Origin of the sequence: Acidisarcina polymorpha (assembly GCF_003330725.1) — a bacterium.
GTDB classification, from domain to species: domain Bacteria; phylum Acidobacteriota; class Terriglobia; order Terriglobales; family Acidobacteriaceae; genus Acidisarcina; species Acidisarcina polymorpha.
Window position 1 is genome coordinate 6831736 of sequence record NZ_CP030840.1, and the last position, 25959, is coordinate 6857694.

Consider the following 25959-nt stretch of genomic DNA (forward strand, 5'->3'; position numbering starts at 1 on the left):
CGTACGCCGTAATACGGCAGGACTTGAGTAGCTTCATTTGGTTGAGAAACTTCAGGTTGGTTTTGGGTTTGCCGGCAATTTTGGACGGCAATTTTTGGACATGAGTGAGTTGCGCGGCGGGATCCTGGCGATCCTCTGGCCAAGTGAGGCCGATCCAAGCGGTTCCATGTCCACCAGCAACAATTGTTCGCCGCCTTCCAGGGTTCCGTTCTTAAACACTGAGTAGAGAAGGACTGTGGGGCCCTCTCTGCGGACGGCCAAGGTGAGACCTGGCGTGGGCTTTGCTCGAACGATTGGCATGGGACTGTCTTTGGTTCGCCCTTGTACGATTTCACCGAGTTCGGGGATCTCCCAGGTGATCGGGACATCAGGGCCATCGCCAGGGCCTAGATGAAAGCGATAGAGTTGGGGAACGCCGGCCTCGGCAGCGATCGGGCTACTGCGCTTCACCTCGAGCACCCATGAGCCGTTCCAGGGATATGGATTGCTCGGTGCGCGAGGTGGCACTGTGCTGTCGCCTGGAAAAGACAGAGCCCGGCTAAGGCTAGAGTGGATACCATTGAGAGTTTTCGTTTCCGATTCATTATGGTCGACCTCTTAGGCTTGTACTGCTTTGAGTGCCTGGTGCCGGCCGGCGGAGTCGTTCCATTGGCCTTTTCCTTCAGTCGCCGGTATGTACTGCGTGAGCGAAACAGCGTGCCAGTGACTGGGGAACATTAGGGCCCAAGGTTTGTGTCCATCTGGCCGCATCGTCCTCGCTGTCCGGGCCCAGTGCTCCTCCCCAGACATCACGCAATACTTCCTTGCTACCCGTGGCGCGAAAGAAGAAGACACCCCGTTCGCCGTCATGGGGAACGGCAAAGATGGCAGTCCAGTTACCGGCGTGCATATAACGCTGAACTCGAACTTCAGAGGGGGAGTGCTGTCCTGGAATGTTTGACGCGACGAGTGAAGCATACCGTCCCTGTCGCTCGGGCGTAAGCTGCTGATCGATCCCGCTGCAGACACCAGCAGAACTCGGAGATGGAAGCGTCAAGAGCAAGGTGAGAACTACGCGAAAAGAATCCATGGACTACTGCTTCCTTTGCAAGACTGCCGGTATTCGCTCTGAGGCATGCCGTGCCCGAAAATAAGTTAGGTTCAGTTTCTTGGTAGATCTGAGGAATTCTCCGATCCGCTAGCACCATTTCGACTCCAGGGATGTTGTCAGACGCTGATCCACATTTCGTGGTGAATTGATTGTGACCTCCACCAAAAGCTAGGCCTTCATGCCAATACCCGTGTTATTGCGGTTACCGGAGGCAGACTATGCACGTTTGCCGCCTCCGAAACTTTGATCGCTTGATCGCCTCCGCCAAGTATGCTTTCATGTCCGGATACCGCGCCTGCGACATGGTTCATGCGTGAAAGCCAAGACAAGCTGCCTCGTGTGGCGAGACCAGACCAGTCAAGTCCGCCGCTTCTGACGGACACTGTGACGCCAATAGGAACTGCAACCACTGCGGTTTGCGCATCGCTCGCTTCTCCACTCAGCAGGACGGAACAGGGACAGACTCGTCAGACCCGGCATCAACCGCGACTGTTTCTGCTCTCCGAGTACACGCACGAGAACTTTGAGCACATCGGTGATTGATCGTTGCGGCTGCGCTTCATTGATGTTTCCTCCGTTTTATTCGAGACACCGCTTGGAAATAGCCGGCGTGGCTTCAGCCATGGTTATAAAGACGCTTTCCGGGCCAGCGCGAGACGCTCGAATGAGGACAAAGGTGACTCGGATCACGCCATAGTAGCGACAGAGCTTTGAAGATCGGGGCAGATTCAATAAGTCTTCGGCCAGCGAAGATCCTTAGCAGGGTGTCAATTGTCAAAGCGCGTAGGCGGAGCGACCGAACCGAGGTGTCGGCTTCTTTTGGAAGCTCTTCACTCCATCATGCAGTGTTAGCTTGGCGAAGCGAAGGTCCTACACTAGCACACTGTGCCGCATCCCTTTTCCGAAAGTTCATCTTGGGCAGGAAGCGTTAAATCAGCATGAGGCAGTGATAGGAGCGCAAGGCGATCCCTCCTGGTGCCGCTCCAGAGAGATCGCTGTCGCCTTTAGTGTTGGGTTGGAATGTAGTCCTGGGTTATCTGCTTGTATTCGAGGAAGTCCTCCAAAGGGGCAACACCGCCGAGTCTGCCGAGACCGCTCGCCTTGAATCTGCCTTCTTCGAATTCCATAGCCAAATTTGCCCAGCTGTTAATCGAGATAAGGCCAGCATCAAGCTGACGAGACACCCGAATCTGTCTTGCTGCATCCTTTGTCCAGATGCATGCACTCAAGCCATACATCGTGTCGTTTGCCAGTAGGATCGCCTCTTCCTCCGTTTCGAAAGTTTGCAATGTCTGAACCGGGCCAAACACCTCGTTTTGAACGATCGACAGCGAAGGATTATGCACCTCCAAAAGAGTCGGGTAGTAAAAGGCCCCATCTTTTAGGGCGGGTTCGGACGCAGGCCCTCCTCTTAACAGGACCTTAGCGCCACTTGCAATCGCTTCTTCAACTTCTTTGTTAACTCGCAGAACACTCTGTTTATCGATCAGAGGTCCCATCTCGCTGGTGACATCGGCGGCCGGTCCAGGGCGCACGGCTTTGATCCGGCTCGTTAGCTCAGTTTTCGCCCGGTCTGCAATACTCTGATGAACCAGAACACGGCTGCCAGTCATGTAGAATTGGCCAAGCGAAAACCGTAGGTGACTTCACGATTACGGGTAGGACCGCCTCAAGGTCAACGTCATCAAAAATCAGGTGAGGAGTCTTGTCTCCTAACTCTAATCCGACCCGCTTTAGCTCTGCGCCCGCAGCTTTGGCGATAATTCTTCTGGTGTTTGCACTTCCCGTGAAGCTGATGGTCCTCACTTGAGGAGAAGAAACAAGCAATTGTGCTCCATCTGAGCCGGACTCGATGAAGAAATTGACGATGCCCTCGGGGATTTCGTCGACGGTGCTGAGAATATCGCATAGTACAGCCGACGTTTGGGCCGCTTGGGGAGGCATCTTGATCACGCTTGAGCATCCTGCAGCCATTGCAGGTGCGAGCGCGCGGATGCAGAGATAGCTTGGAGAATTCCACGGAATGATCAGGCCCGCAACACCGACGGCTTGGCGAATTGACATGCATTGCTTTCCCGGCACAGGATCGGAGACTCGGCCGAAGATCTGCGTCGATAAGCCCGCGGCAAACCTTCGAGCTCTCGGGATGGCCATTGCTTCAAACGTAGCTTCCGGACGAAGCTTTCCATTCCCCAAACACAACGAATCAATCACGTCTTTGGTGCGCCTCGTGAAAGCGTCAGCGAGTGCATTGAGCGCAGCGGCCCTCTTCACGGGGTGCAACCGCCAATCCGACTCTTTGAACGCCCTTGCCGCCGCGTCTATGGCCGCTTGTGCAGTCTCGGAAGAAGCGTCGAAATAGGATCGATGGCTTTTCCTGTTGCTGGGTTAAAACTATCTTTCTCGTGTCCTGAGTTGGACCACTAACCCGCGATCCAATGCCGAGTTGCATGATTTAGTACCAATGTAAAACCTCCATCTGACTGTTTTATAAGTTCTTGTCTGGACTGCTAATGACTAGCAGCACTTGCGAGCGCAGAAGGAGCGATCCAAAGAACTTTCGACCGCCGGTATTACTTCTTCGGCCCTACGGTCCAGTTGCGCAGAGAATTCACATTCCACTCGCGAAGTTGCGCAAGCTGTTAGTTCTCTTTGCAGCTATATCAATTGAGACCGTTAGAAATTCACCGTGATCTCTCGCGCTGCGCATCTCTCATCCTGGACAATACGATGCCCCCACAAGGCTCTCCGGATCATGTAAAGCGTGCCACCCGCCTATGACTCGTAGTAATTGCCGGTCATGCACGATGGCTCGAGTGTTCTCTGAATTGGCCGCCGCGACAATAACGAAAGGCGGTGCTGGGACGCTCTGTGCGCTGTGTGGCGTGACAATGGAGTATCGGAACCACTTTGGTATTGGTAGCCGTTTGATGGCGGCATTCTCGGCGCTACCGTTGATGCTGAAAGCATAGAGGGACCTTGCTAACGCGCCGTTCAATAAGCTCGACTAATAATGCATTGCAGATCGAAATGAAATTCGCCACTGAGGCCAAGTTCCTTTTCTAATGTTCGTGCTCGAAAGAATGTCTGTTGTGTCAAGTGGGGAGGGTTGGACCCGACATGTGTTCTAACTTTAGTATGACTTAAGGGCTATAGAGGCACTCGTCTGCACACTACGAGGCTGCAACAATTTTTTGCACCTACTTGGCACTTTCTAGGGCTACCATGCTCGATCTGCGGACGGTTGAGAGGAGCTCAGTTGTCATCTCTCTCATGGTTTGGCGAAGCCAGATGCTTCGAGCGTCCCCATTCTGTCGTTTGTGCCAAACCATGATGTAACGGAATGAACCTACTTCTCTTGGCGGCTTGATTAAGCGGACGGCCCTTCGGTCTACAAGTAATTCGCTCATGCTCTTAGGCAGGGTCGCAATGAGTGGAGAGCCCGCAACCATGCGTAGGGCCATACCGAAATAAGGTACGCTAAAGGTACAGTTGCGAGTGACGCCCAGCTTGGCTAATGCAATGTCAAGTAGCGGTTGACGTTCATCGAGAATATCTACCGAGACGTGTTCGCCAGCCAGATATTGCACCAATGAAATCCTTTGCCTGTAGGGACTTTCCTTTGCCACGGCGCAAACAAGTGAGTCGTCAAAAAGAGTCTCTTTGACTAAATGCGATGGGAGCGCTCTAAAGTCCGCATCCAAAACAAGATCACTGCTGTTCGCTCCCAAGTTTTCATATCGGTCTTCCTTATAAGAGGAAAATTCAAAGACAAGCCTCGGAGTCTTGACGTGCCGGCGGGCTAACATTGGACCATACAAGTAGGAAAGGCTATCCGCTGCCGTGATCCTAAATGTGACGCTTTCCTCAGCAGGAATGAAAGCTCGGCCAGAGATAAGCTTTTCAATATGAGGTAAGACAATTGCCAATTCTTCGAGCACGTCTTGCCCGCGTGGAGTGGGCTGGTACATTCCGTTCACGCGGACTAACAGATCATCTTGAAAGAGTCCCCTAAGCCGTTGGAGGACTCTGCTGAGCGCGGATTGCGTAAGGCGAAGTCTCTTTGCGGCACGGGAGACACTCCTTTCTTCGACGAGAACCACGAAATAAACCAACAGGTTTAGGTCGGCATTCCGGAGTTGGTCCAGACGAATAGCCATATGAAATTATGGGCCACTTGTCCTAGTTTGTCCATGACGCGACGTCATCTATAGTCTTATGATATGACTAGCCATCATATCCAAAGACAGGGAGGAGTTTTCGTTTTATAGGCGGCGTTTTGCCATCAGGGTCGGTTACGGCAGTACTTTCGTCATACAAAGCGGGTAGGTGGATCTCGCGGAGTGCCGGATCGGCGAGCGATCTTCGTAGCCGACTATGTAGTTTGCACACGGGAGTGAGGATAAGGTTCGCCGAAACTGCCTCGTCGGATGACTTTGGCAGAACGCCGGGACTTAAGGACACAGCGGACGGGAAATCGAGACTCGATCCGCGAAACGGAAGTTACATCTGCAGCGCGCGACGGGTTCTATGGGCGGAGACGACCGCTCCGCTAGAGACTGTCTATTCAGCGCAGGGTAACAAGTGCTCACCGAATCGCTCTGCGAAGCGGCATCGGAGATCCCGCGGCGCTTGCCACGACATACCCACCCTGAATGCTGGCGATCTGCATCGCAGCCAGTTCCGCTGCGTTTTTATCAATATCGAGTTCATTTCAGCTACTGCATCTTCTAGGGAATGCCTCAGGCGGTTCTGAAGCCAGAGAATTGTGCAGTCGATTGTGTGCCGCCTGTCCTGCCAACACCCCAGATGATTCTGGTACGCGGAGTCTAACTATGCGCGCGTTAGCCGCCCCGCAACTTTGAATGTTTGAATGCCCCGCCCTAGATCTCTCCTTGACCCGATATCCCGCCATACTTGCTGGGAGCGATATTCAAGACTAAGCTGCCTCGTGTGGCGCGGTCAGATCAGTCATCCTCAGAGTCGGACCAGCCGAGACGGCTTCTTCCTCTCCGAGTTGACGCACGAGAACCTTCAGCACGTTGGTAATGCAATCGTTGCGGTTAAGTTTCACTTACATTTCTCCGTGCTAACGGAGACGCGGCTTGCAAACTGCAGAGGGCGGCCTCACACATAGATATAAGATGCCTTCGCGCAAGCCGCGGGAGCTCCGAATTAGGACAAAAGTGACACGGATCACGCCATGGTAGCAATGATGCGAAAAGCTTTGCCTATACTTTGGGTTCAGGAGAATTTTAAACGGTTCGAATCGCGATCCAAAATCAAATGGCCTTAGGGATTTAGTTTCTTGCCGACCGAGTAAACATCACGTCCCCCAAAAAGCATTTTCATGGATTGATGGAGAGTAGTGTTATCTTGCCGGCGACAGCTGCTAGCTCTTTGGATTTTCTCAGGGGAGATTGGGGCGGCCATCGACATTGCTAAGGTGCGTACAGGAGAGGGAATTTGCAAATCGGTCAGCGTCCTCACACTCGAAATCTCTGGGGATGGACGAAAGTCGTCATCCTGAATCTTTTGGCGACCGCCGTCTTGACTGAGGTGCTTCCTGCACAGGTGCAGTCGTCGCTGCCGCAGCCGATTCCGTTGCCGAAACCCACCGAAACCCCGAAGGACATGCCTTATCCTGGTGTTGTCGAACTCCATATCGACGCAACGGACGTCCTGCGGCGTGTCTACAGAATTCGGGAACTCATGCCGGTGGTGGGCCACGGTATGCATACCTTCCTCTTCCCAGAGTGGACACCAGGTGATCACGCGCCGAACGAGCCGCTTGAAAAGATGGCCGGATTAATCATCACGGCTAAGGGCAGTCGAGTACACTGGATCCGTGACACCGTTGATGTTCATGCCTTCCACGTCGATGTGCCAGCCGGTGTCACTCAACTCGAAATGCAGTATGAATATCTCGGCTCGACGGGACCTGACACCGGTCCCGTGCTCATCACGCCGACGATGCTCGACCTTCAGTGGCAATCGGTCATCCTATATCCCGCTGGCCATTTTATTCGCGACGTTCGCTACCATCCGTCCGTCACTTTGCCTTCCGGGTGGGCTTATCTGACGTCTCTCGATGGGGGCGTGACCGCTCCGCAGCCGGGCGAGAACACTGTCACATTCCCGACCATTGCTCTTGACGCGCTCATCGATCAACCGGTCATGGCCGGACGATACCTCAAGCAGATCGTTCTTACAGAAACCCCGGCTCCTGTTCGGTTAGACGTTGCAGCGGAAAGTCCGGAGAACCTCTCGGCGCTTTCCGAGGTGGCAAAGCACTTCGTCGCGCTTATGCCGCAGGCCAATAGGCTCTTCGGCTCACACCACTACGACCATTATGACCATATGCTCTTCCTCTCCGATGAGTTAAGCACTTACTTCGAACATCATCGATCCGGAGAGAACTCAGCTCCGGCAAACTTTCTCAAACCGTCGCCGAATTCGACAGCGACTGCGGCGGACCTGTCGTTCATCGTGCACGGCTATGTGCACTCCTGGAATGGTATGTATCGCCGTCCCGCGGAGATGTGGACGCCGAACCTGAACACGCCAGAACGCGACTCGATGCTTTGGGTGTTCGAGGGGCTCACCGATTATTGGGCAGACGTGCTCAGCTTTCGCGCAGGGTTCTACAGTCACGACAATATCGACGAGCAGTTCTCTGGGCTGGCTGCCACAATGACCCTCGACGCGGGTGCGGATTGGCGATCTTTGGAAGATACGAACAACGATGCAGTCATCCTCGCCCGGAGGCCTGCATCATGGCCCAGTTGGCAGCGCAACATGTTCGATCCATACGACTCAGGAGAGATGATCTGGCTCGAAGCCGATGCGATCATTCGCCAGGAGAGCGCCGGCAATAGATCGCTCGATGATTTTGCTCGCAGCTTCTTCGGAGGAGGCAGCGACTCCGGCAACGTGACAAAGACCTACACATTCGATGCAATGTTAGCCTCATTGACTGCCGTACAACCTTATGACTGGCATAGCTTCTTTCGCTCGCATCTTGACGATTACGGGCAGGGTAGGCTGATCCACAGCATCGAGCGCACTGGCTATCAACTTGTTTTCACCGACAAGTCGCCCGGTAGCAGCCCACCTTCCGGACCTCTCGATCTCGCATACTCGCTTGGAATGCGAGTGAGTCCAAGCGGAGCCATTTACGCAGTTCATTGGGGCGGACCGGCCTTCAATGCGAACCTTACAATCGGCGAAACGATTGTCTCAGTTAACGGGAAACCCTATGCTCCTGGAGTGTTGGTCGACGCGATCCGCGCAGCAGAGAGTAGCGGCCCGCTTGACCTAGTAGTGAAACGCGGTAGATGGCAGCACCCCGCCTCCATCATATGGAAGGGTGGCATGCGCTATCCCCATTTGAAGCGCCTGCCCGACAACGCTCCTCTGCTTGACGAGATCCTTGATCCTATCTCATCCACCGTCGTGCAGTGAGTTTAGAACTATGAAGCATAGACGAGGCTGGCTCCGGGCACATCTCGTCCATCCAGCAAGCTGTGAAGTATGCTAGTAGCGCGGAACTTCAAGCGACGCACTTCTAAACCTCGGAGAATTGTCAATAGTGCAGTTTGTAGATTGTCTGTCTCGCCGAAGCCAATTGAGACGTTGTGACTGCTGATCATGTGAGCGCATGCGAGACGAAGGGGTCGCCGTTTCGAATCACCCCGTGGACGAGACTTGTCTCAAGACGGTCTCAAGGTAAATGGGCTAGCTAAGCAGCGTCGGACCTATAAACCGCGCTCGCTTCGGCCATGCCCATGATGAAGGCCAGAGAGGAACTCGCTAAACTTCTTCGGCATAGAAGAAGCTGGCGACAGATTCGCATGAAAAGCGTTTCATGGGTCCATAAATCACTTCACTTCGAATCTACTTTTTCGTGGGAATCCTGAGATGCGGGCATGAACTTCGCGAACCATTCCGCTGAACGCCGCAGTGAATCGTTAGAATCTTTCTTGTTGAAGTTATGTCCTTCGCCTGGATAGACCATCAGCTGCGTCGGAGTTCCCACCGTTCGCAAGCCGCGCCAGAACTCGAGACTCTGCTCTGGCGTTGAACCTTGATCCCGTTCTCCCACCACTACCAGTGTCGGTGTCTTCGCCTGCTTGATGAAGCTTGTGGCGGAAAGCTTACTATAAATTGCAGGGTCGTCGTAAGGCGTTCCGCCAAACAAAGACAGGGTGAAGGTTGTGAAGAAGGTCTCCCCGTAAAAACTGGTATAGTTTGCAATGCCCGCCCCCGCTACCGCGGCATGGAAGCGTTGGGTTTGGGTTACACCGAACATGGTCATGCAACCACCATAGCTCCAGCCCAACAGACCCTCCCGGCTCTTGTCGATTGGGTATTTTGCTTCGATCGTGTCGACACCCTTGAGAACATCACGTAGATCACCATATCCAAGGTCCCTGCGATTGGCCAAGGTGAATGCCTCTCCCTGCCCGTAGCTGCCGCGCGGATTCGGAAGAAATAGAAAATATCCCAACCCGGGCCATAAGGAACTAATTCCGCGCCATGCATCGCCATCCCAGCGCGAGCCAATGCTCCACTCAGGGCCGCCGTGAGCCTCGACCAAAAGCGGATAGGTCTTCTTTGGGTCGTAGTCAACGGGAAAACTGAGCCAACCCTGAACGTGAAAGCCTTCGTTCTCCCATTCAACGGAGATCGTGCGCGTTGGAGGTTGTAGACCATCGTTCAGGTGGGTGAACTGTTTCAGCGCCCCCTTACTGACGATGTAAATCTCAGGAGCCACACTGTGACCCTGCATCAGAAAGGCCATGGCCTCATGCGCAGGAGCATAAGAGACGTCAGCAATCGCCGGGCCAGCGGGTCCTTTCGGGCCTCCTCCAGATACGGTGACTTCGCCCAGATCTAGGGTGCCATTTTTGGAAGGCTGGTGTTTACTTAAATCCCACTCAACGAGCAGCGTGTGGCCGTTTCGGTTTTCGACTAGGCTGATCTTATCGTTCGTAAGCCACTGCTCATATTGAACGGACCCCTGAAGACCCACCGTAGCGTCCCCAGCCGCAATACCATTCGCACGTTCCTGTGTGTTCGCGACACAAAGGTCGCCTCCGTACGCGACGGGATCGCTCATCAGTCCGCAAACGAAGGCTACCCGTTTGCCATCCGGCGACAACCGCGGAATCGCCATCTGCATTCCATGCAGAGGACCTGAAGTTGCCTGCATTTCCACAAGAACCCGCGTTCGCAGAGTTGGGACGGCAGTACTATCGTCTGCCTTATCGGCCGCATAGAGCTTGGCCCGAGGCCAGCTTGCCTCACCCGGAGGCGGCGCAGCCAGAAAAACGATCTCCCGCGAGTTGGACGCCAGGCCAAACTCATAGACATGCATCGTATCCGGAGTCAGAAAATCACCTCTGCCAGTAGTTGCGTCCGCCTCATACAAACGGGAAATCTCGAGGCCCTCTTCGTCAATCACGCCTGCAAGCGGTTTCGCCGGATCACCATAACCGGGATCGCGAGTGGCATTTTCTATGAACAGGAAGAGCAGGCTCTTGCCGTCTGAGGACCAGGCGAGATTACTCAGGCCGCCGGTCAGATGCGTCAACTGTCGTACGGTGCCTGTTTCCTTGTCCCAAAGAAAGATCTCCTGCTGCGGTCGCGCGGCTAGCCCGCCGAATGCGGCGGACGAAGTACAACTCGCCATGAACGCGAGGGTCGCACTATCGGGCGACCAGATCGGTACATCACTTGAACATCTGACGCCAGCAGTCGAGACTGGAGCTACAACAACTTGATGCCTCGGATCCGACATTTCGTTCACTTGAAGCGTAGTACCGGTAGCCTTCGTCAAAGACCACGCAAGCAACGCACCGTCAGGCGAAAGCGCGACTCTGGTCGGCGTAGGCGCTGAGTCTTCCATACGGGCAAGCTGACGGTTCACAGCCTGATCTACACTGCTACCGCCAAAGGAACGACTCGGGTTAGTCATATGCCGCAGAATAGGGTCTGTTTGAGCGGAAGCAAAGATAGAAAACAACAGCCCAAAGACAGCAATCCATGACCGGAGACTCCGAGCCGAATTGTAAAACACGTACATGAACCCCTTTAGCTTCGTCGAGGTAGGCGCTAACATACCGGGGGCGTATTTGCGGCGTTCCAATGCTTCCAGCATTCGCTGAGGTAGATGGGTCGAAGAATCCAACTACTCAGCAATACAACCTAGACCAACGTCATCTGCGATGGACCAGCCATACGCGAATCCGTCCGCCGAAGATAGGCTTCGTTCAAGCCGCATTGTCGCCTATATCCATCTGCGGACGACAAGAAGACATCATTGAATGTTTAACCAGTTATGTTTGGCTCTCAGAAAACTGCAGCATTGAGCTGCGCTTAGCAAATTCTGGAACAGTAGTCTGCCGGGCCGACTGCCTAGAACATCAAGCGGGATACCGCCCTGGTCCAGCCTGTTATGCGATCTGCACGTGCGCTTGCACAGCCTGTATATGAGGGGCTAAGAACGCGCCGCGGTCCAGTCCAGAATTCAGACCCATGGTCCCGCCTGCTGTGATGAACGTCGCGTCGGTTAGTCCGAGGAAGCCAAAAACAGAACGCAGATACGGCTCCACGAAGTTGAAGGAGGCCATCTGTGTCTGCGCATCGTACATGCCACCCGTCGCGATGATGAAGGTCGCCTTCTTCCCTACGATCAAGCCCTTAGGTTTTCCATCCACGTAAGCAAAGGTCTTGCCCCTGCGCGCGATCTGATCGATCCACAGCTTCATCACTGAAGGCACGCCAAAGTTATGCATTGGTACACCGACCACATATTCTTTGGCCTCTTGTAGTTCTGCTAGTAGGGTGTCCGAGAGCGAGAGCACTTCGTTCTGCCGCGGGGTCCGCGCTTCATCTGGCGTGTACATGGCACCAACAAACTCCGCATTGATCGGGGGGATCGCTGAGGCATTGAGATCGCGCTCGATCACCGCTCCGTTCGGGTGAGTAAGCTTCCACTGTGCGACAAACGCGCCCGTGAGTTCGCGGGAGACTGACCGGCCGTAGAGGGGGCTGGAATCGATGTGGAGCAAAGTTGACATAAATCTCTCCTGGTGTACAGAGGGTGTCTGAACCGATAGATCATCGGTTGAGGATCTCTATTATCTTCACGTCAACCTTGGCCGCCCGGAGGGAACATGTATTTGAATGGCTGAAAAGGTATTGTCATTGGCCTTTTTTATCAGGCCCGCAGGCGCTATTCTACGTCCTTGCCTTTCGAGCGTAACCACGGAGCAATGTGATCGACAACCAGCATATCGAAAAACGTCCTATTAGGAACGTTGCGCATTTGCTGCTTGGCGGCCTGTTGGGGGTCTTCGACCTCGCAGCTTGGGGCGGGACGCATCCCACAGCCTCTAGGTGGCCTCTCTCCTAACTCCCTTACTGAGAAAGGTATATTGTAGGGGGATCGAACATCATAGCTTGATAATCGATTGATGAGCACCAACCGCCACCCTTTGAAAGCCTCAAGTCAGATTGTCTTGAAATAAAGATCGGATCGAACCGCTATCGGCTTTGACTCATTCTTTCAATCAGATCTGAAATCGCCAAACTAGACGCTTGGCTGTTTATGGGAGTGAATTGTCAGAAAGCGCTGGGCAGAAGATGAAGCTTCCGTTCGTCTAAACAGAATATTTTGTTCGCCAGAACTCCAGTCGCTCATCACCGGGACGTTGAGATCTTGTAAAGGAGCTGAGCTTTGTTGCCATTAATCGGAGATGAATATGCATAGCCTCACAAGAAGAACGTTCACCAAAAGTGCCGTCGTCGCATCCGCTTCGTTTGCTCTGAAAGGTTTCTCACAAACCGTCTCCTCCCAACGACGAGTGGGCATCGCCCCAATTGGCTTGGGAAGCATCGCTGAGGTTTTCATGCGTGCGGTAGGCAAGTCTGAAAATGCGAAGCTGACAGGTTTGGTAACCGGTCATCCGGTTGAAAAGGGTAAGAAGTTCGCAGCAATGTACGGTGTGGCTGACAGTTCCATCTACACCTACGAGACCTTCGACAATATTCGCAACAACCACAATATCGATGCCGTGTATGTGGCGTTACCGAACAGCATGCATTGCGAATACACCATCAGGGCAGCTGAAGCGGGCAAGCACGTCTTCTGTGAAAAGCCAATGGCTATTTCCTCCGATGAATGCAAACGTATGATTGATGCGTGTCGCCACGGTGGTGTTAAGTTAATGATCGGCTACCGTTTACATCACGAGCCCGTGTTTCTGAAGTTGCATGAAATGGTGCGATCTGGAGCCTTTGGGGAGATTCTGCAGTTCCAAGCCGGCTTTTATGGGATGAAGAATAAACAGGAATGGCGGCTGAATCGTGCACTCGCCGGTGGCGGATCAATGTTTGATCTTGGGGTTTACGCACTGAATACAATCCGTTGGTTCGCCGGGGAGGAGCCAGTGGACTTCAGGACTCTGGTGGCGACGCGAGATAAGACTGGGAAGTTTGACTCGGTGGAAGAAACCGTCAATTGTCTTTTGAGGTTTCCATCCGGCATCCTTGCGGAATGCGGAAGTTCTTACGGACAGAGTGGTACAAACTATTTCCAGATCAACGGAACTACAGGACACGTTCGGGTAGAGCCGGCATTCACTTACGGAGACTCAATCCTCAAATACGAGGGGAAGACCGAGTCGGGCGATCTCGCTGGCAGCGGTGCTGTATACGATCCCGACCAGTTCGTCACTGAGGTTACACACTTTGCAAATTCCATTCTACGAAACACCGAGCCAGCAACCCCGGGCGAGGAAGGCATGAAGGATTTACTGTCGATTGAAGAGATATATAAGGCGGCCGGAAGTTTGCAAGCTTGAAAGATGCCGGGTCTGCCTGTGGTGCCATCGCGGAGGTACATCGCGGCGGACCCATTTCAGGCACTTGCCGGAGCGACATTGAGGATCCAAGGGATGCGATCTTCGTGGTACGTGAAAGCTTTGCAGGTGGTAGCGATCCAGCTGTGAATATCAGTTCGAGTCTATTCGTTTCGGTAGGTGAATATCGCACAGGCAAAAGAATCGTTGGCCAGGCACCATAGCGCCCAGTGTGTCCTGAGCCTGTTGGGCGCGTTGCTCCTCGTCTGGCCACTGTACAGCAGCGTCTATCCGTTTCCCCCATGGCCAAAACTGCTTTGGCCACTGACCGTCGGAGCTTGGATTGTCTTGGGTGGGACTTTGGCGCTTCTAATTCATCTTGGACGAGCGCTAATCGAGTAGGACTGCCTTCCTGAGCTGACATACACGATGGCAGAACCCCATTCCGATTGCTAAGGAGCCAGTGCTGATGATTGACCCCGAAATTCATTATGCCGTTGAGCCACGTCTCCCTGTCTCAGACTTCAAAAAACTCTTGATTTCTTCCGGCTTAGGAGCGTCCAGGCCAGTGGCGGATGAAAAGCGCTTGTCGACGATGCTACTAAATTCATCCCTGCTTCTGACCGCCCGGACGAAGGAACCGGGCAACCGGTGCACGGGGAATCAGTGATGCGAGCCGGTGTTGCTACCTTTCAGAACTAGCCGTTTGTAGTTCCATGCAAATCAGGGGCCTAGGCAAAGGCCTGCTAATGGAAGCAAAGAGAATTCTTGGGCCAGAGATTTCTTGAATCTTGGTCTCAGTGCCGGAAGCTACAAAGTTTTACGAGAACACTGGAATGGCGAAGATCGCTGACGCTTTCTGGTTCAAGCGCGAACGGTAAGAAGCGGGCCGCCGGCACCAAGTTGCAACATAGGAGGCAAATGGATTATCCCCCAGAGCGTATCGTCCGCGAACATCTTCTGCCAATTGTCGATTAGACGCGGACATCATTTAACAAGAGGCCGCGTCCTTTAGGTTCGGCCCGTGTCCAATGCCCAGGAGCAAGACAAGCATAATGAAGATATCAACGAAACGTATCAGAATGTCGTCTGTGGCACTGCTAAGCTTTTTCCCTTGGATGCCTGCTTTGCCACAGGGTGTCGGCTCACCGTCCGCCTCCCCTGAATTGCGGCGTTTTATCAAGTTCGACGCCTCCGGTTCAAACGATGAGATTCGCCTCTTGCACATTCGCGTAGTGGATGGCACTGGCGGAGTTGCAAAGCAAAATCAGACGGTCACCATTCGTGGCGGAAAGATTGCGGACATCTATGACACAACGTCGTCGGAACAAGCAGATGGAAAGACTGCTCTCGACATGACGGGACGGACAGTGCTACCCGGTCTCATAGGCATGCACGATCACCTCTTCTATGTCGCGCGTGCGTTAGACAACGCCGAGCATACATCGACTTTTCCGACAGTGTTACCACAGATGACCTACTCCGCACCGAGACTGTATCTCGCGAACGGTGTGACAACAGCCCGGACAACCGGTTCGATGGAGCCATATACCGATCTCAATCTTCGTGACGCGATCGAAGCCCTCCAGATTCCCGGGCCCCACCTCGATGTCACCGGTCCGTATATCCAAGGCGAAGGAAACCGATTTCTTCAGATGCATACGCTACATGGTCCTGAAGAGACGCGCAAGATGATCGACTATTGGGCTGATCAAGGGGTGACGAGCTTTAAGGCCTACACCAATCTTACCCGCGCCGAGTTGAAAGCTGCCATCGATGAAGCCCATGCTCGAGGTCGCAAAATCACAGGACATCTCTGCTCCGTCACCTACCCCGAAGCGGCGGAAATGGGAATTGACAATCTAGAACACGGTTTCGTGGTCAACACACAGTTGGACCCGGGGAAGCAGCCCGATGTGTGCCCCGCAACAGCTGGTACCGCCACTCAGAAGCTAATGGCGCCCGACAGCGCGGAAGCGACCGCATTGATTGCGCTCCTCGTTCAACACCATGTGGCCCTTACCAGTACATTGCCGGTCGAAGAAGTCGATGGCATTGGTAATCCACCCTTGCGTCAGCGGGCGCTAGATATGTTGTCGCCACAAGCACGAGAGACCTACCTCTATGAGCGCAATGCACAGATGACATCCCGTCGTGATATCTATCAGCGCTATCAAGCTTTGTTCAAGAGAGAGGAGGAGTTTGAACGCCGCTTCGTCGATGCCGGTGGCCTTCTGCTCGCAGGCCCTGACCCTACATCGGACGGTCACATCATTCCCGGATTCGGCGATCAGCGGGAAGTCGAACTTTTGGTAGATGCTGGCTTCTCTCCGTTGGAGGCGGTCAAAATTGCCACACTAAATGGGGCGATCTATCTCGGTAAGGCTGATCGCCTCGGGTCTGTCGTGGTCGGTAAGAATGCTGATCTCATGATCGTTCGTGGAGACCCGAGTGCAAAAATAGAAGACATCGAAAACACCGAATGGGTCGTTCAGGACGGTCGTGTTCTTGACTCCGCTGGTTTACTTGATTCAGTAAAAGGCTCGTACGGATTGTATTGAATCACATGGTGCACATCTGGGCCAGGGCGATGTGCCCGTCGGCACTCCGGTTCCGATGCGTGCTCCGTCCATCGCGACGAGCCAGTTGAGAGGGGGCGTTGACACGATCGAGTAGCGTATGAGCTTCCGGGTCATGACTACAGTGACGACTTCGATTTCCCAACCATGTTGTTAGTGGGATGATCACGGCCACAATACAACGCGATTTTACTAATGGGATCAGGACGGTTTACGACACGATGAGATCGAACCCTCTCGCGATGAAAGACTCCACTGCATCCCAGGATAAAAACCTAGGTGGGGATCGTAAGTGACGGATTTCGGAACGGTATCGTGCAATACATGCAGAGTGATCGCACCTCCGAAGCTCCTGTACGAGGGGTTTAGATCGAAGCTCTGTGTGAGGGTATCGCCGTCGCGCAGTCCCGCTCTTGCGGCAGCGGATCCGGGCTGGACCTGCTCTACTTCAGAACCGGTGTTCAAGCGCTCCGGTTTCATAAAGCCGAGTTCGAAAAACCCGGTGCTTATAAGGGCACTCTTCACAGAATCACCAAAGGCACCCGCTGGAAGCATCAGCCCTCCTTGAAGCATGAAAGTCCAATCCGAAACAGCCCATTCTCCTACGCGGCTCGCCAGAACTTCTCTCCAGACCTGATTGTTAGCTGGAGTTCCCAGGCGAATGCGCCTGCTTGTCTCATTCACTAGGTCTAGTACATCGATCTGTGCGTGATGCTCCTTCAGCTTCGCATCAAGATCGGCAAAGTAAAGCGCCCCGCGAGCATAAGGAACCGTCCATGCGTTTCTTCCAGACCACATGATCTTCGTAAGGTTTTGGTTGGGCACGTTCCGCAACGAGTTGGTGTAGTACATGGCTGCTTCTTGGTTGATGACGGTGACATAGTCGCACGAGTCGAAGAGTCCCGCCTTGCGGGGAAGCACAATCGCAAAATAATCCGCTGTGCCCTCCGTATACCAGTCGCCCTCGTCCCCCGGAGCGTCATCGAGATCCTTGATCAAGGAATGAACCATCTCATGGGCGATCAGGCTGTGCAGTGCCAATGGATCCGGGTTCGTTCCGACAGGCATGTAGAGCATGAAGGTTCTCACGTCGGCACGACCGCTAGTGATCGGTCCACCTGCATAAGACCGGATGAGGAAACGAAACGGCTCGCCGGCAGCTCCATGGAATGCCGTGCGTTCGGCGTCGTAAGCCTTCGAGGCCCAACGGGCAATTTGCGCAAGCGCCTCCAAAGGCAATCCCAGAGCATAGAAGCTGATGCCGCCTTGAGAAAGAGGAGATGGGTAGGTCTCAAGTGGACCGGCGAGGAACAACATTGTTCGTAAGGCTTTCAGCGTAATGCGCCGGCTGAAGTCTCCCAAGGCATAGCTGGACACTGCCGTTTGGCCCGCAGGGAGATCCCAATGGACGTGCAGCTCAAAATTTCCTTGCAAGAGCGGAGCAAGGAGAAAGCTGACAAATGCCCCGGAAACACCTTTCCCAGCCGCCTGTAGGTCTATGTGAGGCCCGCGCTTGCTTGTAAGTGGCGCCGCAACGGGGACGAAGTATGACACATGGAACGATCCCCGCACTGGACGCGTGGTCTGCCATACCTGATTCTGAGCATCGCCATCCCTCCGCTCAGTGGGAAGACGGAAGGTTATGGGGCCGGTCGCGTCTTCCGCAACGAGATCGGTCACCTGATCCTGGGTACGTTGGAGGGCAGGCTGCAACGTGTCGAAATGAAGAGAAAGCGGCGCACTGCGCCGCTTTGAGCGGCCCGCAAGCTCATAACTCACACGCATGCCTTCGACCTGTCCTGATGCGTCCCACTGCGGTTTCAGGGTTAGTCGGAGAATGGTGTTGGGAGCTTTTTGCTTTGCATCCTGGGCGGAACACGAAGTCAACAGGAGTACGGCGACCGCACCCATCCTCAGAAAGAATGCTAGGCCGGAAAAGCTGCTGGGGAAAAACTTCACTCTCGCAGTATAAGGCTGGTCTCGCTTCACATTAGCGTCTAGGTAGAACGCAGGATCAGTCCTCGTAAGCGCCTCTCACGCCAGCTGATCATTGTCGCCGTTGAGGCTGTTTGTGGAGCAAGCGCTCTTCGGTCTTCCAAGCGCGTTGCGCGGCAAATCCATAGCCTGGCTTAGGGAAGCCCTTGCTCTCGGTGCTTACATCGCTTTCCCTATGCACCGGCACATGCGGATCGGGCGCTGGGTCGGCACCCCTCGCAGGCCACCCAACTGTGCAGCGAGAAGGCGACACTCGTGATCGACAAACCCAACTGCTTGACCCGCAATGTCCGTTTCACCTCATGGCTTATTGTCAAGCGACACTAATATCCGGCATCGGGCATACCGGCGGCCAGGGGGTTCCAGTATTCTCGACAGAGGGTGATGCGGCCGCCTTGCGTCTCGATGATCGCGAAGGATTGCTGTCCGTAAGGAGTGCCGCTTTGCAGCCAGGGGCCCGCCAGATTGAATTCGACGATGACGGCCCTGCGTTCGTCGCAACGCTAAACGTGCTGAGCCTGCGTATGTTCTATAGTGAGCTTTAGCTTTTGTGTCGCAGAGATGCCCGATGAGCGTGTCCCTTCCGAGCATCCGTACGAATTCCTCCGGAGCATGGGGGTGCTCGATCTCGACATTCTCCCACAGCATCGCAGGGAAGTTCGGACTGTCTTTGACCCAGTCGCCGAGTACAGACCTGTGCATGGCCGTGAAGGCAGGCATTAAATCAGTATCCGATGATGACATCATATCTCCCTCATTGCTAGTGCTGAGCGCCGGCTAAATAAGAACCTGCGAACAATATCTTCGGATCTATGTCGGGCACTCTCACCCTGTCATTGTTGATCCGTGCCTTTCACAACCCGTGTTTGGCCCTTAGTAGTTCTCCGGCCCGCTCGCCAATCACCACACAAGGTGCCATGGTGTTGCCTGTGGTAACTCGCGGCAACACCGATGCGTCAGCGATACGTAGCCGATCGATTCCATATACCTTCAACTCAGCGTCCACGACGGAAAGAGGATCACGTCCCATCTTTGCGGTGCAGCTTTGGTGCCAGTAGGTTCCCGCGTTCTCACGAACAAAACGCCGTATCTCGTTGTCGGTTGAGCCAATTGGCAGAAGTTCGCGCCCAATAAACGGCCGGAGCGCATCGGCCCCGGCCAGCTCCCGGCACAGTTTCACAGCACGGACGGCGCATGCTACATCGTCGGGATGAGACAGGGAACCTGCTACGATTTCAAGTGGATCGTCGACGTTGGGTCCGGTCAGCTTGAGGTGCCCGCGGCTCTGCGGACGGAGGATCCCAGGGGCTAAGGACCACCAAGACTCTGGTGGGAGATTGACTTTCTTCATGGCAGCCTTCACATTCCCGTTGCTTGATTGCAGAATCTGGATATCGGGACATTCGAGCTCTGGACGGCTCTTCCATTGCAACACCGCTCTGCTGGCATTCGGCTCCGAACCCTCTTGCCGATACTCCCAGACACAGCCAAAGAGAAGGAGATGATCCTGAAAGTTCTTGCCCACGCCAGGCAGATGTTGCACCACCTCAATGTTGAAAAGTTTCAGCTCGGCTTCGTCTCCGATGCCGGACTGCATTAGTAGCTTTGGAGTATTAATGGCGCCAAGGGATAGTACAACCTCATTGCGAGCCTGAACTCGGTGGAGCTTTCCTCTGAGCAGGAACTCAACTCCAACTGCATTCTTGCCCTCAAGTATCAGCCGAGTCACCAGTGCTTCCGTAACGACGGTGAGATTGCGTCTATCCATCCATGGGAAGACGTACGAACGGAACATAGATTGACGCGTACCATCTCGAACGATCACGTCCATTATTGCGGCACCACCCTCGCCCTCCGTCATGCGGCTGTTCGGGTTGTCGAACGTCGGGATGCCAATCGACTTTGCCGCTTGCACAAGTACAGGAGTGGAATGGGCGGGATCCGAGGCCGGTTCAACATGAACTGGGCCCCCCTTGCCTCGATAGTTCGGGTCCTGCGCGCCCTTCCAATCTTCAATCTTGCGGTAGAGTGCTGAGATGGCGGAGTAGCTCCAGCGTTCATCGCCTGTCTCGGATGCGAAGAGGTCCCAATCAGCTCGGTGACCATGCGACCAAAGCATTGCATTGATACTGGAGCCGCCGCCTAAAACCTTACCCATAGACAAGGGCAAGGAGCGTCCATTGACCGCAGGGTTGGGCTCAGCATGAAAATTCCAATCGCGCTCGCTATGTAGATTTTCGCCCCAGAGCATGGGATCATTCACACTTGGCACATCGTCCGTCCCACCGGCCTCGAGTAGAAGGACGCGAACATCGGAGTTTTCAGCCAACCGTCGAGCGATCACGGAACCGGAACTGCCAGCTCCACAAACAATGAAATCGTAGTTTGCAGAAAGATTAGGTTTCGGCTTCTTCTGAATATCGCTATCGAATAACATTGAGTAGTCCTATTTTGCGATGTGAATAACGTGCAGTTGCGTACATTCTTCTAAGCCCCGTGAACTAAGTTCAACGCCAAAGCCGGACTGCTTCGCTCCCCCAAACGGTGCATCCACATTGGGCGCAGGGACTTGATTGATCCATACGGAACCGCTTTCGATGCGGCCCGCGACATGAGTCGCGCGGTCTAAATCCGCGGACCACACTGTCGCGCCCAATCCAAAGGGCGTTGCATTTGCACGAGCTACGGCATCCTCGAGGTTCGTGTATTTGAGAATGGGAAGTACGGGACCGAACTGCTCCTCTTGAACGAGCGGCGAGTCGTCAGCAATATCGCGCACGATCGTCGGAGCCACAAAATAACCGGGACCGGGTGGCAGCTTACCTTCTCCCACAATCGTGCCGTTCTTCCTGGCATCCTCGATTAAGCCCCGGACCCGGTCGAACTGCGACTTGTTTTGCAACGGGCCGAACTCCGTCCTTTCATCGAGACCGTTCCCGACAACGGCCTTCCGGGCAAGCGCCCCCAGTTCCTCGCACATTCTGTCGTAAATACACTCGTGCACGTAGACACGCTTAATGGCAAAACAGATTTGTCCAGAGTTCCCCATGGCACCAGCGAAGATCTTCGGCGCTATTTCGGCGGGATCGACATCGTCCAGAACGATTGCCGGATCATTGCCTCCAAGTTCAAGCTCAAGCCGCTTCAGCGTACCGGCAGCGCTTTCCATCACTTTTTTGCCCGTCGCAGTGGAACCCGTGAACGCGATCTTTGCTACATTCGAGTGACTAGTCAGAGATGCTCCGAGTTCGTTTCGACCTGTGATGACATTGTCAACCCCGGCCGGGAAAATGTCCGCGCATACTTCTCCCAAGAGGAGAGTGGTCAGGGGAGTCGTGGGAGCTGGCTTGATAACGAGCGTGTTTCCAGTAACTAGGGAAGGCGCTACTTTGTTGATCAAAAGGAGAATAGGGACGTTCCATGGCGTGATCGCGGCTACAACACCGAGCGGTGTTCGCTGCTCGATGATCCTCCGAGAATCATCATCCTTCAAGACTCTTGGCGCCAGATCGAATAGTGCGAAGTATCGAATTCTTTTGATGGCCTCCTTGATTTCGGCGCAAGATCTGGTAAGCGGCATGCCTTGTTCCTGTGTGAGCAATTTGGCAAACTCCATTAGACGGCTCTCCAGACGAGAGGCAAGTTCTCTTAGGAGCTCCGACCGTTCGGCCATACAGCGGGCTGACCATGTGGAATAAGCCCGATGCGCTGCGGACACGGCTGAGTTCAGTTGAGCTTCATCGGCGCACGGCGCGTTTGCGATCACCTCTTCGCTTGCCGGGTTTAAGACGGCCATATGCGAAGCTCCTTGAACCAACTGTCCGTCGATGAGAAGGCTGTAATGGCGCATGCTTTACCCGAGATAGCGAAAGTGTTGCTAGTTGAGGACCTTCTATCGGCCCTTTGTGACCTGTCATGGGTTATCTGCAGTGGACTGCTTCTTGCAGCAAGGCTTGGGTGCGTTCATTGAGGAGATCGTCGAGTGTACATGAGAACTGGACCATCTCCAGGCTGAAATATTGCCAAATTAACTTAGCCATCACTTCAATCCCCCGTTTGGCTGTCCGATACGCTGCAGACAAGTCTTCTTTTAGTTGAGCTTGATAGGCACATGGTGCGTTTGCGATCACTTCTTCGTTTGACGGTTCTGATATGGCCATATACGAAACGCCTTGAACCGATTGCTCTTCGATAAAGAGCTTGTAGTTAGAAGCAGTCCGAAGGGAGCCGCGAACTGAAGATTGGCCTGGACACATAGATTTGGATTCCCTACATCCAATGCGTCTTACTACATATCTCCGTCTCTAGAGGTCCCAATCGATCACGCTTCGACGAGAATTGACTCAAGACGGTGTCGAGGTGATCTTGGCTCGTTGAGAAGGGTGGGAAATTTCTCTTTCCTATCGAACGATTTCAAAATCCCATCGATCAGCTCAACGGTGCCGCGTAGCATGTTGTCCGTGAACCCAGCACGGTGGGGAGTAACAACCGTTTGCGACAGGCTAACTAACGGATCTTTTGGCGAGATGGGCTCGTCCCGAAGAACATCCAGCGCTGCTGCCCTGACCTGGCCTGCTAGAATGGCTTTTCGCAACGCTTGTTCGTCGATCAGCGACCCGCGAGCAACATTCACAAAGAAAACGCCGCGCTTCATAGACGCAAACATTTTTTCGTTGAATATACCCTGATTACTGCGATCTGCGCGCACACAGACGACCACGATGTCTGCATCTCCTAGAATCAACGGAAGCCCCTCCAAGCCGTGTACGGGAATATTAAGTTCTGCCTTCTCCGGCGATCGTGTTACTCCAACTATTTCGCAGCCGAAGGGCAGCAGCCTTTCGATGAGAGCCCGCCCGATTGCCCCTAAGCCGAAGATGCATACTCTTTTACCCCGAAGCCCGTAAGCGATTGGCAACGCCTCGCCGCCCGCTTGTGCAACAGAATCTATTGCCCCCAAAAGGTTGCGTGAAAGCGTGAGAATCTCCATCAAGGCAAACTCGGCCACTGACTCTGCATTTCCTGTGCGATCTGAAGGCGCGTAGGACACCCAGATTCCCTGACTAGTAGCGAAGTCGACATCAATCTGCTCATATCCCGAGGAGAGAGTCTGGATCAGTTTCAAATTTGGGTACAGGCCTATATCTGACGCCTTCAGGGGAGCGAATGTCAGAAGCACTTCATAATTTTCTGCTGCAGATCCACCAGCGTGAACATCAAGCAGATGGATATGGTCCTGTCGCCGCACGGTGCTGAGTGCGCGGCAGAGTTCCTGTTCAAAAACACGATATTGTCTTAGAGAGGCAAGAGCAATGTTCACGTATCACCTTTCACCCAAGAAAATCTCCTCACGTTACCTCGCCGGTATCGGGGCTCTTTTCAGTAGATGCAATAGAAATTGGATGTTAAAGTGCAGTTCTTGCCAAATGTGCCTCTGATTCCGTCAACGGTTGCGTTTTATGAGTGGTGAGCCACATCGAAGTTGAGCGGGACATACTTGCAAGGAAGACCGAGACAGTGTCTGGATCCTTGGTTACGTAGAAGCCAGGGCACAGGAAAGGCCCTTTGCCATCTCAGCTGTTGGGGAGTATGAACCTCGCCCGCAGAATCCTCAACGATCGCTCTCATAGATTGGAAAGACTACGTGGCAAACAGGAGTTCTGGCACGGTCTTTCCGCGAAGCCATGGTCGCTCATTTTGAGCGAGGCACTGAAACGATTCTGCGGGCCGGATCTGCTGGTAGACGCCGAATTGCCAGAGCATAAAAGTTCGACCAGGAAGACCCCAGACGTCTGTAGCCGAGCCGCGTACACTTCATGGACTTATCAATTCGAATCCGCACGACCTGCCCATGTCTGAAGAGCGGCCGATAGCTTTTCTGGGTCAACTTGGTCATCAGTGCGGCTGACCCACACGATAACGCCGTCCGGTCGGACGAGCATAGCTGATGCTCCCTTCACTTGCATATCGGAGCGGTCATCGATGAAGATGGTTCGATCTTTCCATGGTGCGGCTGCGGCAATAAAGACAGCGCCAATAGTCCGGTCAAGGAGCACAAACTTTCCGGAAGTGAAGGCGGAACGCAAAGACACTCCGTTTGCGAGTGCCACGTCTGGAATCAAGCGACCCAGCAAAGGGTCGCTGGCTGGCTTATGACTTTCCGGCAGGTCGACACGCTGCAGCACGCCAGAGATTTTGTTTACGATCGCCGTCATGCCATCGCGGGTACCCATCAGATCAGCGACCACACGGCGTAATGGCCCGACTTTAGGGTCCGGCCGCATGAGGGCCACCTGTCCACGGGTCCACTCCAGCACCTCTGCGCCGATGGGGTGTCGTTCTGCCTGGTAGGTGTCCAGCAAGCCCTCCGGGGCCCAACCCGCAATAGTGGCCGCGAGCTTCCAGCCAAGGTTTGTGGCGTCCCCCATGCCAAGGTTCAGGCCCTGTCCGCTAAATGGCGAGTGAACGTGTGCGGCATCACCTGCGAGCAACACGCGGCCTTTGCGATATACGCTGACCTGCCGGGCATTGTCAGTCCAGCGCGTCGCCTGACCATGCAATTTGGTCACCTTAACGTCGGTCCCGGAGGTGCGTTGCAGCGAGGCTTGTATCTCATCTGCGGTTACCTCGCTGCTGCGATCGGCAGGAGGGCCGTCGAACTCCACCGTCAGAACAATGCCGGGAAGTGGACCATATCTGTAGACACCCTTCAGCGACCAGTTCCAACCGAATTTGAGCTTAGACACATCGTCGAGATCCACCACGGCCTGTCGGCCCGTGATCTCTGGATCGCTGCCCGGGAAATCAAAACCCAGCGAGCGTCGCACAACACTGCGGCCGCCATCACAGCCTACAACGTAGCGCGTAGAAACATCCCCGGCATCGGTGTGCACTGTGACACTGTCCTCGGTCTGCTCGACGCCGGTGACCTCGACCCCTCGATGGATAGGGACGTTAAGGTTTGCAGCATGCTCACACAAAAGCGCCTCTATCTCACGCTGAACTATGAGCGTGGCGTCCGACGCTTCACTGTGACCGGCTATGTCCGGGTTGTCGGCGTCCAGCTTCTCATTATCGAGAGCGATGGCGGAAAAGTGCCCTGCGCGTACTGCCTTACGGGTCGCGAATTGAAGCGCCTGCTCCGGTGCTACACCGATAGAAGTCGCCATCACCTTGGCCAGTTCCGCGATTCCGCGACGATGAGCTTCCCGCGCTCTGTCGAGTAGGCCACGCCGCGCAAGAATCTCTGCGCTCGCGATGTTGATTGATCCGGCCTTGATGGTGTCGCTGGCCTTTATGGTACGTTCCAGCACCTGCACGGATACTCCGCCGAGCGCAAGCTCGGAAGCAAGCAACATGCCGACGGGACCTGCCCCAACGATTACTACATCGGACGTGCTCAAATGGGCCGCTGTCTCGTGTTGCATAG

16 protein-coding genes and 1 pseudogene are annotated in these 25959 nt (G+C 54.3%); 4 read left to right on the plus strand and 13 right to left on the minus strand.

Annotation, left to right across the window (positions count from 1 at the left end; genetic code table 11):
• Positions 1 to 51: 51 nt before the first annotated feature.
• The 6 genes and pseudogenes from ACPOL_RS29320 to ACPOL_RS35595 all read right to left on the minus strand — a co-directional run bounded on the left by ACPOL_RS29320 (position 52) and on the right by ACPOL_RS35595 (position 6164).
• A complete protein-coding gene (locus ACPOL_RS29320) occupies positions 52 to 507 on the minus strand; it encodes a hypothetical protein (RefSeq protein WP_150133176.1) in 456 nt (151 codons plus the stop codon).
• A 154-nt stretch (positions 508 to 661) separates the two neighbouring features.
• Positions 662 to 1069 (minus strand): hypothetical protein, encoded by a 408-nt coding sequence (locus tag ACPOL_RS29325; RefSeq protein ID WP_114210309.1) that lies wholly within the window; start codon positions 1067 to 1069, stop codon positions 662 to 664.
• 1025 nt (positions 1070 to 2094) lie between these two features.
• Positions 2095 to 2703: an aldehyde dehydrogenase family protein gene (locus ACPOL_RS35585; protein ID WP_201759008.1), complete on the minus strand. Its 609-nt coding sequence runs from the start codon at positions 2701 to 2703 to the stop codon at positions 2095 to 2097.
• Positions 2648 to 3463, minus strand: a pseudogene (locus tag ACPOL_RS35590) (aldehyde dehydrogenase family protein); the annotation flags it as partial. The gene ACPOL_RS35585 and the pseudogene ACPOL_RS35590, both read right to left, overlap by 56 nt.
• A gap of 827 nt (positions 3464 to 4290) precedes the next feature.
• A complete protein-coding gene (locus ACPOL_RS29335) occupies positions 4291 to 5250 on the minus strand; it encodes a LysR family transcriptional regulator (RefSeq protein ID WP_114210310.1) in 960 nt (319 codons plus the stop codon).
• Between the two features lie 779 nt (positions 5251 to 6029).
• A complete protein-coding gene (locus ACPOL_RS35595) occupies positions 6030 to 6164 on the minus strand; it encodes a hypothetical protein (protein WP_275066499.1) in 135 nt (44 codons plus the stop codon).
• A gap of 392 nt (positions 6165 to 6556) precedes the next feature.
• On the opposite strand from ACPOL_RS35595, the gene ACPOL_RS29340 reads away from it, so the two are divergent.
• Positions 6557 to 8554 (plus strand): M61 family metallopeptidase, encoded by a 1998-nt coding sequence (locus ACPOL_RS29340; protein ID WP_114210311.1) that lies wholly within the window; start codon positions 6557 to 6559, stop codon positions 8552 to 8554.
• 421 nt (positions 8555 to 8975) lie between these two features.
• On the opposite strand, the gene ACPOL_RS29345 is transcribed toward ACPOL_RS29340, so the two are convergent.
• Both ACPOL_RS29345 and ACPOL_RS29350 read right to left on the minus strand, forming a co-directional pair.
• Positions 8976 to 11021 (minus strand): S9 family peptidase, encoded by a 2046-nt coding sequence (locus ACPOL_RS29345; RefSeq protein ID WP_236657111.1) that lies wholly within the window; start codon positions 11019 to 11021, stop codon positions 8976 to 8978.
• A gap of 526 nt (positions 11022 to 11547) precedes the next feature.
• Positions 11548 to 12174: an FMN-dependent NADH-azoreductase gene (locus tag ACPOL_RS29350; protein ID WP_114210313.1), complete on the minus strand. Its 627-nt coding sequence runs from the start codon at positions 12172 to 12174 to the stop codon at positions 11548 to 11550.
• Between the two features lie 684 nt (positions 12175 to 12858).
• On the opposite strand from ACPOL_RS29350, the gene ACPOL_RS29355 reads away from it, so the two are divergent.
• Complete coding sequence (locus ACPOL_RS29355; protein ID WP_161557640.1) at positions 12859 to 13959, plus strand: Gfo/Idh/MocA family protein; 1101 nt, start codon at positions 12859 to 12861, stop codon at positions 13957 to 13959.
• A 1115-nt stretch (positions 13960 to 15074) separates the two neighbouring features.
• Positions 15075 to 16517 carry an amidohydrolase family protein gene (locus ACPOL_RS29365; protein ID WP_114211135.1) on the plus strand — a complete coding sequence of 481 codons (1443 nt, stop codon included), beginning with the start codon at positions 15075 to 15077 and terminating at the stop codon, positions 16515 to 16517.
• A gap of 219 nt (positions 16518 to 16736) precedes the next feature.
• Here the strand turns inward: ACPOL_RS29365 and ACPOL_RS29370 are convergent, their stop codons facing one another.
• Positions 16737 to 18524 carry a M61 metallopeptidase family protein gene (locus ACPOL_RS29370; RefSeq protein ID WP_114210315.1) on the minus strand — a complete coding sequence of 596 codons (1788 nt, stop codon included), beginning with the start codon at positions 18522 to 18524 and terminating at the stop codon, positions 16737 to 16739.
• 308 nt (positions 18525 to 18832) lie between these two features.
• On the opposite strand from ACPOL_RS29370, the gene ACPOL_RS35155 reads away from it, so the two are divergent.
• Positions 18833 to 19075, plus strand: a complete 243-nt coding sequence (locus tag ACPOL_RS35155; RefSeq protein ID WP_114210316.1) for a hypothetical protein — start codon at positions 18833 to 18835, stop codon at positions 19073 to 19075.
• A 308-nt stretch (positions 19076 to 19383) separates the two neighbouring features.
• On the opposite strand, the gene ACPOL_RS29380 is transcribed toward ACPOL_RS35155, so the two are convergent.
• The 4 genes from ACPOL_RS29380 to ACPOL_RS29400 all read right to left on the minus strand — a co-directional run bounded on the left by ACPOL_RS29380 (position 19384) and on the right by ACPOL_RS29400 (position 25957).
• Positions 19384 to 20967, minus strand: coding sequence for a GMC family oxidoreductase (locus ACPOL_RS29380; protein WP_114210317.1), 1584 nt, complete (start codon positions 20965 to 20967; stop codon positions 19384 to 19386).
• Positions 20968 to 20976: 9 nt separating this feature from the next.
• Complete coding sequence (locus ACPOL_RS29385; RefSeq protein ID WP_201759010.1) at positions 20977 to 22326, minus strand: aldehyde dehydrogenase family protein; 1350 nt, start codon at positions 22324 to 22326, stop codon at positions 20977 to 20979.
• Between the two features lie 525 nt (positions 22327 to 22851).
• Positions 22852 to 23850 carry an NAD(P)-dependent oxidoreductase gene (locus ACPOL_RS29395; RefSeq protein ID WP_114210320.1) on the minus strand — a complete coding sequence of 333 codons (999 nt, stop codon included), beginning with the start codon at positions 23848 to 23850 and terminating at the stop codon, positions 22852 to 22854.
• A gap of 505 nt (positions 23851 to 24355) precedes the next feature.
• Positions 24356 to 25957: an FAD-dependent oxidoreductase gene (locus ACPOL_RS29400; RefSeq protein ID WP_114210321.1), complete on the minus strand. Its 1602-nt coding sequence runs from the start codon at positions 25955 to 25957 to the stop codon at positions 24356 to 24358.
• Between the last annotated feature and the right edge of the window lie 2 nt (positions 25958 to 25959).